At 31.5% G+C, this 13,424-nt stretch carries 17 protein-coding genes; 11 read left to right on the forward strand and 6 right to left on the reverse strand.

The genetic code is table 11. The features are described from left to right. From EM932_RS01470 to EM932_RS01485, 4 genes are all read left to right on the forward strand, one after another. Complete coding sequence (locus EM932_RS01470; protein ID WP_135874727.1) at positions 1 to 999, forward strand: hypothetical protein; 999 nt, start codon at positions 1 to 3, stop codon at positions 997 to 999. Between the two features lie 211 nt (positions 1,000 to 1,210). Beyond that, a complete protein-coding gene (locus tag EM932_RS01475; protein ID WP_135874729.1) occupies positions 1,211 to 1,552 on the forward strand; it encodes a helix-turn-helix transcriptional regulator in 342 nt (113 codons plus the stop codon). A 128-nt stretch (positions 1,553 to 1,680) separates the two neighbouring features. Then, positions 1,681 to 2,052, forward strand: coding sequence for a hypothetical protein (locus EM932_RS01480; protein ID WP_135874730.1), 372 nt, complete (start codon positions 1,681 to 1,683; stop codon positions 2,050 to 2,052). 2 nt (positions 2,053 to 2,054) lie between these two features. Then, on the forward strand, positions 2,055 to 2,264 hold the full coding sequence (locus EM932_RS01485; protein ID WP_135874732.1) for a hypothetical protein: 210 nt from the start codon (positions 2,055 to 2,057) through the stop codon (positions 2,262 to 2,264). Between the two features lie 37 nt (positions 2,265 to 2,301). Here EM932_RS01485 and EM932_RS01490 read toward each other — a convergent pair whose 3' ends face one another. The 6 genes from EM932_RS01490 to EM932_RS21285 all read right to left on the reverse strand — a co-directional run bounded on the left by EM932_RS01490 (position 2,302) and on the right by EM932_RS21285 (position 7,800). Continuing rightward, positions 2,302 to 2,895 (reverse strand): hypothetical protein, encoded by a 594-nt coding sequence (locus EM932_RS01490; protein WP_135874734.1) that lies wholly within the window; start codon positions 2,893 to 2,895, stop codon positions 2,302 to 2,304. Positions 2,896 to 3,306: 411 nt separating this feature from the next. Further along, the gene (locus EM932_RS01495; RefSeq protein ID WP_135874736.1) at positions 3,307 to 3,999 is read right to left on the reverse strand and encodes a hypothetical protein; all 693 of its coding nucleotides are present in this window, start codon (positions 3,997 to 3,999) and stop codon (positions 3,307 to 3,309) included. 10 nt (positions 4,000 to 4,009) lie between these two features. Then, positions 4,010 to 6,238, reverse strand: a complete 2,229-nt coding sequence (locus EM932_RS01500; RefSeq protein WP_211344245.1) for a ThiF family adenylyltransferase — start codon at positions 6,236 to 6,238, stop codon at positions 4,010 to 4,012. Then, on the reverse strand, positions 6,204 to 7,334 hold the full coding sequence (locus EM932_RS01505; protein WP_135874740.1) for a cobyric acid synthase CobQ: 1,131 nt from the start codon (positions 7,332 to 7,334) through the stop codon (positions 6,204 to 6,206). Before EM932_RS01505 ends, EM932_RS01500 begins: the two co-directional genes overlap by 35 nt. A 129-nt stretch (positions 7,335 to 7,463) precedes the next feature. Further along, the gene (locus EM932_RS20795) at positions 7,464 to 7,619 is read right to left on the reverse strand and encodes a hypothetical protein (RefSeq protein WP_170179690.1); all 156 of its coding nucleotides are present in this window, start codon (positions 7,617 to 7,619) and stop codon (positions 7,464 to 7,466) included. Between the two features lie 55 nt (positions 7,620 to 7,674). Further along, a complete protein-coding gene (locus tag EM932_RS21285; protein ID WP_262709933.1) occupies positions 7,675 to 7,800 on the reverse strand; it encodes a hypothetical protein in 126 nt (41 codons plus the stop codon). A gap of 142 nt (positions 7,801 to 7,942) precedes the next feature. Between EM932_RS21285 and EM932_RS01510 the strand changes: the two genes are divergently transcribed. The 7 genes from EM932_RS01510 to EM932_RS01540 all read left to right on the forward strand — a co-directional run bounded on the left by EM932_RS01510 (position 7,943) and on the right by EM932_RS01540 (position 13,415). After that, positions 7,943 to 8,626, forward strand: a complete 684-nt coding sequence (locus tag EM932_RS01510; protein WP_135874742.1) for an RNA polymerase subunit sigma — start codon at positions 7,943 to 7,945, stop codon at positions 8,624 to 8,626. Beyond that, complete coding sequence (locus EM932_RS01515; protein ID WP_135874744.1) at positions 8,613 to 8,957, forward strand: hypothetical protein; 345 nt, start codon at positions 8,613 to 8,615, stop codon at positions 8,955 to 8,957. The genes EM932_RS01510 and EM932_RS01515 overlap by 14 nt, the downstream gene beginning before the upstream one ends. Beyond that, the gene (locus EM932_RS01520; protein ID WP_246040827.1) at positions 8,944 to 9,732 is read left to right on the forward strand and encodes an ImmA/IrrE family metallo-endopeptidase; all 789 of its coding nucleotides are present in this window, start codon (positions 8,944 to 8,946) and stop codon (positions 9,730 to 9,732) included. The genes EM932_RS01515 and EM932_RS01520 overlap by 14 nt, the downstream gene beginning before the upstream one ends. A 385-nt stretch (positions 9,733 to 10,117) precedes the next feature. Beyond that, positions 10,118 to 11,098, forward strand: coding sequence for a radical SAM protein (locus EM932_RS01525; protein WP_135874747.1), 981 nt, complete (start codon positions 10,118 to 10,120; stop codon positions 11,096 to 11,098). Next, the gene (locus EM932_RS01530; RefSeq protein ID WP_135874749.1) at positions 11,058 to 11,675 is read left to right on the forward strand and encodes an ABC transporter ATP-binding protein; all 618 of its coding nucleotides are present in this window, start codon (positions 11,058 to 11,060) and stop codon (positions 11,673 to 11,675) included. Before EM932_RS01525 ends, EM932_RS01530 begins: the two co-directional genes overlap by 41 nt. Then, entirely contained in the window at positions 11,665 to 12,402 is a 738-nt protein-coding gene (locus tag EM932_RS01535; protein WP_135874751.1) for an ABC transporter permease, read from the forward strand. Before EM932_RS01530 ends, EM932_RS01535 begins: the two co-directional genes overlap by 11 nt. Next, positions 12,393 to 13,415: a type 2 periplasmic-binding domain-containing protein gene (locus tag EM932_RS01540; RefSeq protein WP_135874753.1), complete on the forward strand. Its 1,023-nt coding sequence runs from the start codon at positions 12,393 to 12,395 to the stop codon at positions 13,413 to 13,415. The genes EM932_RS01535 and EM932_RS01540 overlap by 10 nt, the downstream gene beginning before the upstream one ends. The last annotated feature ends 9 nt before the right edge of the window (positions 13,416 to 13,424 follow it).

The following is a 13,424-nucleotide window of genomic DNA, read 5'->3' on the forward strand; positions in this document are numbered from 1 at the left end:
ATGGAAGCTAACTACGATTATTATAAGATTGATATTGCTGATATATGGAAATTTGAACAATTCTCATTTCTAAAGGGCAAGAGTTCTGAGAAATATGCAAGAGAATTATTTCAGCGAATTGAGGATCTAATTATAATCAAAGGCGAACCTTTTCTCACTACAGAAGATTATGACAATCGAGATGATGAATATAGACGAATTTTCAATTCATACATTAAAGATTTTAGAGAAACCATTGGTGATTTTAAGAGTAGATATAGCCTAAGTTACTTTTTTACTAATGATTATTGTTTTCATTATGGTAGATCTATTATTATTGATAGAAGTTGTGACGGTTTTGACTTTTGGTTTATTTTAAAGCTTAAACAATACGATTCTAAACTTTCTGAAATAAAGAAATTCTTGGACTTTCAATTAGAGACCAATTTTACAAATGAAGTAAGTGAATTTGTTAATTTTCTAAAAATAAGTATTCGACAATATCAAGATGAGTTTCATGAAAAAAGAGTTGTTGAAACAGTCAATGACTACATTGATAGTAGAGATGATAAGAAACTGTCTAGTAATAAGAATAAACGTAAAATTTCAGGTAACATTTATTCCCTTTATCTTAGAATACTTAAGACTGATCCAAAATTTTTTCGAAAACCAGACACTATAAAAAGTTATTATGAAGCATTCAATAAACTTAAAAAAGAAAAATTTATATCTGGTAACACTTCATTAGATAATTTCAAGGAGATCTTCAGAAGTAAAGAGATTTCTAAAAACAAAAGAATAGTATGGATTGGAACAAATAAAGAACTTCAATGGTTTATGAAATACTTAGTTAGGGACTCTAAAAAAGTAGTAGACTTAAAAAAAGATATTTGGTTGGTTACAATCAGATGTTTTGTAAAAAGTGAAAATAAAGAATTCACTGTTGAGCAACTAAGGGATGCCAAAGGAAAAGCAACTCATAGAAAACTATTATTAGAAAGTATTCTTTCCCTCCTATAATGTTCACTCCGTGATTCCTTATTACGGAGTCTAGTTTAATTTAGATTCAAACTTATAGTGTCTTTAAGGGATTGTTAATTAACTACCCTGTATTCACTCCGTGATTCCATGTTTGATTATTGCAGAACCTTGATATAATTAGGTTCTTTGATACTAGAAATTTCAATCAATGTATTGCGCAATGCTCATTGTTAATTTAAAAAAAACGAAAATGAGTGATTTATCAAAACCAATATATTCTCTCACAGTAGGGGAGTATATGCAGCTTAATAAAAAAGCCTTCGCAAGTGAGGCAGAAAAAATAATTAATAATTACCAAAAGAATTCGGGAGGTAATAGTTCAAATAACGACATCATATTTATAGATGAAGTTAAAGAACTTACAGGCTATAAAAAATCAACAATCTATTCCAAAGTATGTCGTTTCGAAATGCCAGTTATTTCGAAAAGGCGGCCATTAACGTTTTCACGCAAGGAAATTATTAATTGGTTGAAAGAAGGAAAGCCAACTGTAATAGACCAAGAAGCCAATGACTATTTAAGGAAGACTTAAACTTATAACCAATTGCATTCAAAACGAACCAGATTAATTTAATCTAATGTTGTTAATCAATGAATTAATCTACATCGCTTTGCGTTAATCTTAACCAAAATAATCACACTAATTTAAATAAATTAAATATGAATAAGGAAGATACAAGGACTGCTACAGATCCATTTACAGGAGAAACATTTATAAAAAGCCGTAGTAACCAAGTTTTCGCATCTAGAGAAAACCAGGTTAAGCATAACAACTTAAAGGCTTATAATAAGCGAAAAGCAAAAAATGAGATAGATAAAATTTTAGATAAAAATAGACAAGTATTAATGGACGTCTTAGGTACTAATAATGAAATTGTTAAATCTCTTGACTATTTACATGGTGCTGGCTTTCATTTTGGTTGTTCTACACATACTATAAACAGAGACGGGAGCAAATGGGTATGCATTTATGATTACGCCTATTCAATGATTGATACAAATACGTTTAAAATAATAAAATTAACACCTTAGCTATGAAAGAGGAAATTATTAATTGTTATCAATTAGATATTAAGCAGGATTTTCCTGAAGGCTTAAGGGTTGCTCAAGAAGAGTGTAAATCATTAAAGCGTACTAATGAAGTTCTTGCAACTGCTTTAATAATTGTTGGTCTTGGGTTACTAGTTTCTTTTGTATTTAGCCAAATAGTTCAAAGACCAGTTAAAGAAGAACCTCAAAAATAATACGCATGGAAACACCCATGCGTATTATGTTGGCTTATTACCACTCATATGTTACTTCCAAATCAACCAATATCTCATCAGGTTGACTAACCACGGTAATTACATCAGGAAAATTATTAGTTGATGTATAAGCGAAAAATCCGTAGCTTGTCATGAAATCATCTTCACTAGCTGTATCATAATCCCAAATATTTACTAAAAAGGGTTTATCAAATTTGGTAAGCTCAATTGAAGGAGACAATGAAAACTCAAAAAACGTGACTGCATCAGAAATAACATTTTCGTGAAATGTTGGGCTATCATAAATCGTATTCAAATCAGCGTCCTGAAAAGTGATATAAACATCAGGTAAAGCATCATCAACTGTTGGTACGCCCAAATCCCAAAATTCACCATTATTGGTGTTGGGGAACACCTTTACTATGGCTTTAGTTATAATAACTTTTTTTGGTGTTACTTGGGCAGAACAGTCAATCCCAGTATAGCCTTGTGGGCATTCACATGCGCAATCAATAAACACTCCTTCATTTAGGCAGGTAACGGTTTCACAATCATTTGATTTTGAAGAACAACCGGAGTAGGTTGCAGTTAAAATTGATAAGAGTATCAATTTGAAAATTTGGTTTCTCATAATATTTAATATTATAATCACCCAGTTCCAAAGTGAAGTTAGTTAAAACAATAAGCGTGGAACTGTAGCCTATCGTATCTGAGGTACCGCCAAGCACCCATTCCACAAATAGACTAAGCCCACGCCATAACGTGAGCATTAGTACTACTAAACTTGCGGAATATCTTTTTGGAAAATTGGCGGTTTTCAGATACAAGTTAAATAGCTAACGCTATACTTTATATGTCAAGCAAATATATAACTTTAGTATTTAGTTTTAGACAATTTAATCTGTATTGAGAGTAAATACATTTAGATGAAAGCAAATTAATTTAAATTAATATGTATTTGAGTTAAGTCAACTCAAGTTGATTAGACTAATCTAAATCAACGCAAATCCCATTAAGTTATTTAAATTTACTACTGATTATTTTAGACTTTTAAAAATTGTTCAAATAAAACTTTTGCGTAATATCTTCCATACCGATTTACTAAGTACTTACTGAATAAAATTGGTAATGAGTAAAGAATACCAAATCCAATACTAATATTGAATGCTAATGCATTTGGAATAACACTATTAAAAAAGTAAAGGTTTAATAATGAAATAAATACTGCTATTGAGCAACCACCAATCAAGTTTCTGGTAAAGCCATATTCTATATTATGTTGTAACAACAAATTATTATCCCTTGTAGCATTTCTAATTTGAGCAACGGCTCCTATAATGGTCTTACGAGCTTCTAACTCATTTTCATCTTCTTCACTTTTAGTAAGAAGTTGAATGTCAAATTTTTCTTTAATTTTTTCACGAATATTTCTTTTTATACTTTCTGCAAAGAAAGTCCCTGAATGAAGTATGAAATTGGTCGTAGGCATATTTATTTCATCTTTAAAAAATATTTTTTGAAATAACTCTTTAGACACAAATCTGTTTATCTGGGTCATCAGATAAATTATGGCTACTGAAATAGTAATATCACTTACCCATTTGTACCCTTTAAGGAAGGCTATAAAGTCAATTACTTTCTCGCTAAAACCAAAATAATACAGTGTTAATATTGGAATAGCACAAATTATAGTAGGAAATAACCTTGCCTTTATATAATATTCTGTTGGTTTCATCTTTTTTGAATTAAATTTTAAAGTTATTGAGATATATCTGGAACTCACTATTATCTCCAAGAATTAGCATTAGTGCTGGTTGTCCATTAAGTTCAGCTTCTCTTGTAAGCTCAGCGAATTGTATTTTATCGTCCTCACTCATGTTCAAACTACAATATCTAGGGTGGCTGTGCCATTCGCCCAGATATTTAAGATTCTGATTTGTAATTTGACTTATTCTTATCAATTCATTAGAAACACCATCAATGCCCCTTATAAATAAAGTAGGTCTTTCAATACTATCCTTAGGCGACAAAATAGTGTGAGCGACGTATATTTTCTTATAATAAGTATCGACAGTTCCAATTAAAATACCACCTGTCTCATTAGGTAATTTGTTTTTTCTGTGGCTTGAAATTATCTTCAGAAGATTGTCTTCATTTATTAATATTGTCCAATCACTAATAGAAACTTTATGCCAATTATCAATGGCAAAATTGAAGTGCCTTACAGATTGTAATTCATCAAGTCGCCAAATTTCAATATCTGCATTATTACTCGATAACTTTTTTTTGAAATTTTTTGCAGAAATACCAGAGAAAATAGACAAGTTTTCCTGTGGTATCTTTGAGGTTATATCTCTGCAACCTCTGGCATACCTTATTTTACCACTTTGTTCGAATACTAAGTGATTAGCTAAATTAGGATTTTGTATTAACTCCTTATAATACTGAACTTCCAGAGTGTCGAGCGGAAAAACTCCTTCATTGTCTTCAGTAAGCATTATCAAATCAGTACCGCTAGGATTTAGAAAGGAGGATAATTTTCTAGGACCTTCAATCTCGTTTACTAAATATCTTTCAGCTCCAATAGAAGTGGACATATCTACTATTATGTCTGATTCTTCTAGTGTAGTTTTGTCTAAACTAGAAACTGGTATAGGGAATGATTTAGAAAAGTCGTTGTCGCTCAAAAGTTCATTGGCTTGTTTGGACAAGGCCTCTGCTTTATTTAGTGAAGTGTGTTTCTCAATATTTGTTGACGCGTGTCTAATAAAGTTATGAGGAAGTAGAACATCTTTGTCAATTAGGTTCCAGTTTCCAAAGCCATTCCTGGCTAAATTCATAAAAAATTGAGAACCTAAAGCACCTACACCTACCAATGATATTTTATTGTCGATACCTTTACCATTTTCTGTATCGCTATATTTTCTTGCCCACTCCACGTCTAGGTTTGGAATTGGGTTTAGTATTTCAACCTCGATTGCTTTCAAGTTTTCTTCGGAAAACTTTTCATCAGTATGATGAATATCTTTAGCTCCTAAGATTGTGAACCCATACATATTTAACATTTCGCCTAAGGTGCAATCTACCTTAAAACAAACTAGAGTCGGTTCGGTTAGGTCTTCATATCTAATAATAGGAATTTGGACATTTATGAAAAGTATTGCTTCCCAAAAATCATGGCCTTTATTTAAGCTTAACCCAAACTCTCCCAATTCTAATATTCTTTGCTTTAAAAAATCCTTAAAATCTACTCCCTTTGAACTAAATAATTCAATCAAGTCAAATAGATTATCTACCCTTTGATGTACGACACCATTTTCTAGAGGAGAAATAGAAATAAAGATTTTATGAAAACTCTTTTTTACAGGATTATCTGTACTCTTATAGAAGTTCCCAGATAATTTATCAAAAAATTTATGGGTGTTATTACCCATAATCATTCCTCCATTACCGATAATAAAAGGTTCTAAATGCTGGTCTTCTTGATGCAATGCATCAATAGCAGTCAATTCTAACCAATTCTTTATTGATTCTAAAAAAAACGAACCAGACCAATTGTGCTTTAACTCTTCAAAAGTTTCTTCAAAAAGGCAAAGGCTAACTGGTCGCTCATCTTTTGTAATATTTGTATGGGGCAACCCTACAGGGAAATCTTTTCTTAGAGCATAAACCTTTGGTAAGTTCTGGTTGTTTACAGATGTAATTATTACTAAATTTTCTTCCTGACGTATATCATTTATTGGATTGTTGGGAATATCAGGAAGAATATTTATGTAAATAAATTCTCGATACCCATCGTCACTATTTGATATTTCTAATAACTTAATAGTATTATCAAAAGCAGAAATTGATGAAATGATTTGTCTTGAATGTTCGTTTTTTAATTTATCTACATTTAATTTTTCACCAGAAGGTTCTTTATAATCTTGCTCCATATTTTTAACCTGCTCTAGATGGTTTTTTAATTCCAGCACCTATTGCCGCTGTTGCTGCTCTTTTTAAGGTTGCGCCGTAATCATTAACTTCAAAAACTATGGGCTTTTTGTGATCATCATAAAACTTTTGCGTGTTCTCAAAGTTAGTTTTCCCTACAACTGAAACATACTCATTTCTTGCGGAATAGTGTGGTGGATTATCTTCGTCATCAACAACTAACTTAGAGGTAGCAACAACTTTTGCTCCAGTTAATTTATAGTTCAAAATATCCAAAGAAGTTTGCTTTGGTTCGGAGTTATCAATGCCCTTGTCATCATCTTTATAAGGAGTGTCGTTAAAAAAGGTCCAAGAGCAATGATGTGGTGTTTGAAAAATGTCCCATTCTAAAGCATCTTTGTTATCATTCTTTTCTGATTTTTCTTTGATTGTGGCCCATCTATAATGGTCGGCGTCTCCACCGTGCAGAATTCTGCAGGCAAAATCGGTTCCGTTGGTTTTGGAAAACCTAGCTTGATAAACAATGCTCGACATATTTCTATCTGCAACCGCATTGGATTCAATAACATCAGCCTTGAATGGAGCGTGAATAAAGAACTCGAATTTTTCAAGTGTATTACCATTGATTTCATTGACAATCTGCCCTGGTATGTGTTGTGGTACATTTGTAAAATTATTATTGTCATCGTAACCAATCAATACCAATCTGTTTCCACGTTCGTCTTTTGAACTATCGTTATTTTTGTACAGATTTCTTCTTCGTTTTACTTCTTTTCTTATAACATCCGCATCACTGTCATCTGAAATATTTTCGTCTCCTAGAATGTACTCATTAACCCATAATTCGTCAATAATTATTTTTTCATCGTCGGTATCATAAGAACTAACTTTTCCAGTGTGAAAGTGTTTTTTAAAATTAAGACAATGATCTTTATCGTGATGAGTCAGTATGAACAAATCTGTATAAGGTTTGTCATCTCTTTTATCTAATTCTTCTACTAAGTCTTTTTTCACATCGTATATATCTTCTTTAACCTCGCGAATGTTACAGTCTGTAATTATGTTTGCATTCTTTGTCTTCAGGAGTGAGGTGTCACCGTTTCCAACAGGATAATATTTTACTTTTTTCTTTCCCATATTCTTATTTTTTTAACATTTTATTTACAATTATTGCACCACTTTGTTATTTCAGTTATTTATGACAAACTGGCGGATTATTTTTTTAATTATGGTGACCTACATTTAGAAGTCACCATAATTAAGCTTCTAATTAGATTGTTCCAACATTGAAGCTATGCCACTTATAACAAAAAGAGTGGCAATACCAAAGACAATAGCTTTTGCTATATCGCCTCTAACGTTTACACAATTGTTCTTATGACATACACTAAGCTCTCCCTTGGAGAAGTTAATACTATTCATACAATGAATTATTTAGATTATACATTCTCCATTCAGAGCTGTGGAGTTCCGCTCGTTACTTTCCTTTACTGTCTTTCCTATTACTTCTTATATGTTCTTTGACAGTAATTGTTTTTCCACTTACTTTTCTTTTGTGTTCAGGTATTCTGTTGAACTTTTTTCCTGATGAATCTTTTGCCATAATTTCATTTTTAATTTTAAGAGAATTTTCTATATTTGGATACTCCTTTAGTTATTAGCACATAATTTTATTGTTTAATCCAAAGGTTTGTGAGTACCTTTCACTCATATACCATAATAGATATATCCGTTTTGGTATATAGATGAATACAAACACAAAACAGGACATAGAATTTGCAAAAACACCTAGTATTGAGCTACTAGAGTACATATCTTTTAAAGATGAATTCCCTGCCGAGGCGCAGAAAGCTTTTGTAGAGTTCTGTTATCGTTTTGAGAAAGATTTGAAACGTAAGTCGGAGATTTATTGTAACAAGTATGGATATAGCGAGGTGGTAGCTTTGGAAATCACAAATTGTACCTTTTCAAGAGTATGGAAGTATCCAACTTTTAAAAAGGAGAAATCTAAGTCTAAAGATTTGGACAAGGGTATATTTATTTGGATGTGTCGTATTCTATACACACAGTTAATAAAATACGGTGAGTTAAATACCTGTGCAGAGCCTACTAAAGAAGAGGATTTAAGCCTCGTCAATGATGCAGATGAACTTTTAGATAGATTTGATGCTCCAGATGTTGAAGCAAAAAGGGAGGTTAGGGCTAAACTGCTAACTATAGAAAAGGCTTTGACACAATTATCAGAAAAGCACAAGGTTATTTATTTTACCTATCGCGCGTATCAGAAAGAAGGTAAAAAAGTACCCCGTACCATCACTAAACTGCTAAGAGAAAAACTGGGATTAACACAAAAATCAGTTAACACCTACTATGGTGATGCGCATAGACACGTTACTAACTATTTAAACATTATGAATGGCCAAGCCTAAAAAAATAGAACTGATTGAAGTTGGAGATTTAGACAGTTGGTTAGGTTCAACAGGTTTCTTATTTCCTAGTAATGAAATTGAACTTGACAGGTTTAATAAGTTATATGTAGATTATGATTATAAGTTAGACAATGTATCGATTGACCCTATTGCTATTATCAATAATACATTTCATAAAGAGCCTAAAGTCCTTACGATGTTTGAAAACGATATCACTGAGGAAATGGAAAGCTTAAGAATGGTAGCACGAAAAGGTAAAAAAGATTTGCCACAACATATCATTGATAAAATGAGGAGAAAGCACAATCAAGATTCTAGTGACGAGGAATAGAAATAGTATAAAAAAGTTAGCTGAAGCAATAGCATTAGAATATGAGGAAAAAATTACTCCTTTGGATAAAATTGTTGAAGATGAAGGTTTATCAGTATTTTATGATAGTTATGGGAGAGATACTTTCGATGGAATGACTATTTATGAGAACGGACAGTTTTATATTCATATAAATACAGATTTAGGTAACAAGAAAGATTCTCCAAGAGGGCGATTTACACTTGCCCATGAGCTTGGTCATTACTACATAGACTTCCATCGATTAGGACTTAAAAAAGGGTTGTTAGAACCTCACCCTTCGCGAACCAATCGAAAGCAATTTAATCAAATCGAAAGAGAGGCTGATTTTTTTGCATCTTGCTTATTAATGCCAGAAGAAAGGTTCTCCAAAGATTTTTACAGGAAGTCTTTTGATATAAAGTTGATTGATTTTTTGAAAGATGAATATAACGTTAGCCGAACGGCTTGTGCATTTAGATTTGCTGATATTGGGAATCATTCAATTATGATAGTTTATGCCGAGGGTGGAACTGTTAAGTGGTACAATTGCAGTGAGGATTTTCCTTATAAATATCTTCTTCACGAAAAGACTGTAGCTCCGAATACTGTAATGGGAGAATTCTTTAAAGATATTACTGATGACATTTTTAAAACAGAGGAAATTTGGGCAGTTGATATGTTCAAGTATGTTAAAGATAATCATGTAAATAATAAGTTCTTTGAGCATTGTATCACCTATAAAAATAGAGCTCTTAGTATCATTTGGGGAGAATAGCTTTATTTTAAATGTTGACAATAAAGTATCACATTACTTTTAATTTTGTCCCGTATTTGTACCATTTTCCTTGAGATACCTATTAATAGGAGAGAAGTACTTTATGTATCCGTATCAAACAGTACATATTTAGGCTCTGGTACAACTAATTAATGCTTGGTGTTTTTATTTAGAAACCGCTCTAATCGAGTGGTTTTTTTTGTGATTCATGAAAAAAGTAAATTAATAGTTTGAGTTTGCCAAAAATGTGAATATATTGTTGTTTTGCGTAAATCTTAAATAATTATTTAATTTTATGAATTAAATTCTTTTAAACTGGCATAGATTATGAGAACAATCAAAATGAAATTTATTCGTCATCAAGCAAAATTAAATAAATAGAAATATGGCAGGAGCAATAGCAGGGGCAGCAATACTCAACGCAAATAAACAGACAGATAGTCTTCACACTATCACAGTAACTATCAACAATAAGTGCAATTTGAAATGCCCTCATTGTTATCTACAATACAATTCGAACAAAACAACTATCGAAGAGTCCACAATCGAGAATATTTTCAAGGCAGATTTTAAACATTTAGCGATAGTAGGTCAAGAACCATTTTTGAATAAGGACTCAATTTTTGTACTCGAACGTCTAATAAAAGATGCTAAGAAGCATAATAAAACAGTAAGTGTAATAACAAATGGTCTTAATTTATCAAGACTTAAAGCTGTTTATTTCTCATTTATAGATTATATAGATGTAAGTTTTGACGGTGGCCCTGAAACGTATCAGAATTATCGGATGGCTAAATTCGATAAAGTTATTGATGGAATTGATTATGCGTTCTCAAGTGGATTAAAGAAAATAAATGCTTTACATACATTAAATACTTTAAATATTAAGGATATAGATGATATGGTTAAAGTTCAGAATTATTTTGACTTTGATAAGATTTTATATTCACCATATTTAATCACAAAAAATGACGGTAGTAATTCCGTAAGTGCCTTAGAGCTATTTAAAATTATATACAAATTAGCAAAGAGTAATGCTTTTGTGAAGAGCAAAAATTCATTTTTGATGGTTGATTTATTCCACTTATGGCAACAAGGATTGTCTGTACAAGATTTTAAAGATAAGCTAAGTCTATATCCTAATTTAATTAATAAAGTATTGTTTTTTGAACTTGACCCATTATTCCACGGGATAATAAGAGTTTCTTATGATGATTTTATTTTAACACCTCAAGAATCTTTGCACCCAACAACATATAAGGAGTCCAAATTAACGACTTCAGAAATAAACTTAAATGAAGCATTTTCAATGTTAATTAATAACTATGACCAATCTCGAAATAAAGAACTTGAGCTTTCAGTATAATGACTTAAATCTTTTTTCAGATTTTAGTTTTGTCCCTTCAGACAGATTTAATTTGTTGAAGGGTCATTCAGGTTGTGGTAAAACTACATTATTAAAAATTATTTTTGGGCAAATTGAAATAAGTGATGATCAAGCAAGTTTTATCAAGCCAGATAATTGCTATTTGATTCTGCAAGATGATGCCCTTCTTCCTTGGCTAACTGGAGAAGAAAACATTAAGTTTATTTCAGAAATAAATGATGTTCCCTCATTCTTAAATGAATATCAAACCTATTTATCACCATTTATAAAAAAGAAAGCTTATCAAATGTCTTTTGGTCAAAGAAGATTGATAGAGCTATACAGAGCATTATTATATTGTCCTGAACTACTTCTGTTAGATGAACCATTTAATTATTTAGATGAGAGAAGCAGAGAAGTCGTCTCCAAAGCAATTAGTGGTTACTTAGAGACCAACATAGACTCAGCAATTGTAATGTCAAGTCATTTACTTGAACAAAGTGAATACTTATCGCCTAAAACATACCTATTTAAAGGTGCTCAGCCTTATAATTCTTTAATAGCCGATGAAGAATAAGAGCATCTATATATTAATCGGAACAATTGCAATTCCCATAATATGGGTTTCGGTAAAATATATTTTCTCTATTGAAGATAGATTTTTACCCGATCCAGTAGATGTCTTAACTTCAGTGAATGAAATTAAACCTTCCATTCTATTCCATACTACATATTCTGTATTTCGCTTACTTATTGGATTATTATTTGGCATAGCATTGGGCATTTATTTTGGTCTCTTATTATATAAGAGCAGAATCTATTACTATATTCTTAATCCAATTTTCCAATCATTACGTTCAGTTCCACCATTTGCTACTATTCCATTCTTTCTACTTTGGTTCGGCTTTAGTGAAACAGGTAAATTCCTAATAATAGTAACGGGGATTGCTTTCAATCTTGCTATTGCTACATATCAAATACTTGAAGACACCCCAGAGAGATACAAAGTTTTCTTTCGTTCTATTAAATCTTCTACAAGAAAACAGACACTTAAATTTGCGCTACCTTATTCACTAAGCAAACTACTTCCTACCATAAGATTCTCATTATCTATGGCTGTAGGTTTAGCAGTAGTTTCAGAAATGTTAGGTTCGCAAGTAGGATTAGGTTACTTGATTCAAACAGCAAAATCCACTTTCTCACTTGATGTTGTGTTCTTAATAGCAATAATTTGGGGAGTTATCAATTACATTTTAGATAAAACTATTCAATTCATATGGTCAAAATTAATTTTATGGAAATAATTAAAAGAACAGCTTTTGCAAGCCTAATAGTATTACTACTTCTTACAGGGTGTAAGAATGATAAAGAGGTCTTAAATGTCGCTATTTCACCTTATCAAGATATTGCTATGATAGTTAATATAGATAATCTAAAGCTTGAAGAGAAATACAATATAAATGTGAACCTTATGACTATGAATTGGGAAGACATTCTTCCAGCATTAAGTAGTGCAGGGAAAACTGCAGATATTGGATTTGGAAGTTATATTGAATATCTAACTAAATATCCTAAACTGAATAAAGACACCAAGGACCCTGTTCTTTTTATTTATCCAGCATATATCTTTAAAGGAGGTGGGTTTATAACTTATGACTCAATACAGCCTTTCAATAGAAGTAATATAGACTCCCTTTACTTGGTAAATTCTTTTTTTGGAAAAAAAATAGGGGCACAAAAAAATTCTGTTTTTGAAATGATGCTATATTCTTTGGCGAATAGAAGCAATTATGACATAGCCGGTGCTCAAATATTTGACTCGCCTTTAAATGATGCAATTCTCGCCACTCAAAATGGAAGTTTGGATATTGCCGCCGCAGGTCTTACGCAAATAACAGAAGCTAACAAAAATGGAGGAAAAGTTATTCTTACTATGGAGGATTTAGGTTTTGCAGATATAACTGGATTTATTTGTAAAAAAAGTACTTACGACAAACGAAAGGAGGATATTGACAACTTAATTAAAATGTGGTTTGAATGTGTTGATTATGTATTTAAAGACTTAGAAGCAAACTCTGTACGTAGTTTAAAATATCTTGATGAAAAAGCAGCAACTAAATACACCTTTGACCAATACAAGACCGCTTTAAGTCAGGAATACTTTCCAAAATCAATTAATGAGGCTGATACTGAAATATTAAATGAAGGAGGTCTTTTTTACTACAAGCAAATACAGACTGAGGTTATTGACTACCTCAAAGCAAATGAGGTAATAAAAGAAAAATATCAAGCACCTGATTTTGTGAAAATAGAATAATTTGAACTG

Origin of the sequence: Flavivirga rizhaonensis, assembly GCF_004791695.1 — a bacterium.
GTDB lineage: Bacteria > Bacteroidota > Bacteroidia > Flavobacteriales > Flavobacteriaceae > Flavivirga > Flavivirga rizhaonensis.

Coding starts and splice junctions, on each gene's coding strand:
- EM932_RS01515 (WP_135874744.1), top strand. CDS start 8,613: ATGGCCAAGCCTAAAAAAATAGAACTGATTGAAGTTGGAGATTTAGAC.
- EM932_RS01505 (WP_135874740.1), bottom strand. CDS start 7,334: ATGGGAAAGAAAAAAGTAAAATATTATCCTGTTGGAAACGGTGACACC.
- EM932_RS01510 (WP_135874742.1), top strand. CDS start 7,943: ATGAATACAAACACAAAACAGGACATAGAATTTGCAAAAACACCTAGT.
- EM932_RS01525 (WP_135874747.1), top strand. CDS start 10,118: ATGGCAGGAGCAATAGCAGGGGCAGCAATACTCAACGCAAATAAACAG.
- EM932_RS01535 (WP_135874751.1), top strand. CDS start 11,665: ATGAAGAATAAGAGCATCTATATATTAATCGGAACAATTGCAATTCCC.
- EM932_RS01530 (WP_135874749.1), top strand. CDS start 11,058: ATGACCAATCTCGAAATAAAGAACTTGAGCTTTCAGTATAATGACTTA.
- EM932_RS21285 (WP_262709933.1), bottom strand. CDS start 7,800: ATGGCAAAAGATTCATCAGGAAAAAAGTTCAACAGAATACCTGAACAC.
- EM932_RS01495 (WP_135874736.1), bottom strand. CDS start 3,999: ATGAAACCAACAGAATATTATATAAAGGCAAGGTTATTTCCTACTATA.
- EM932_RS01485 (WP_135874732.1), top strand. CDS start 2,055: ATGAAAGAGGAAATTATTAATTGTTATCAATTAGATATTAAGCAGGAT.
- EM932_RS01480 (WP_135874730.1), top strand. CDS start 1,681: ATGAATAAGGAAGATACAAGGACTGCTACAGATCCATTTACAGGAGAA.
- EM932_RS01470 (WP_135874727.1), top strand. CDS start 1: ATGGAAGCTAACTACGATTATTATAAGATTGATATTGCTGATATATGG.
- EM932_RS01540 (WP_135874753.1), top strand. CDS start 12,393: ATGGAAATAATTAAAAGAACAGCTTTTGCAAGCCTAATAGTATTACTA.
- EM932_RS01490 (WP_135874734.1), bottom strand. CDS start 2,895: ATGAGAAACCAAATTTTCAAATTGATACTCTTATCAATTTTAACTGCA.
- EM932_RS20795 (WP_170179690.1), bottom strand. CDS start 7,619: ATGAATAGTATTAACTTCTCCAAGGGAGAGCTTAGTGTATGTCATAAG.
- EM932_RS01475 (WP_135874729.1), top strand. CDS start 1,211: ATGAGTGATTTATCAAAACCAATATATTCTCTCACAGTAGGGGAGTAT.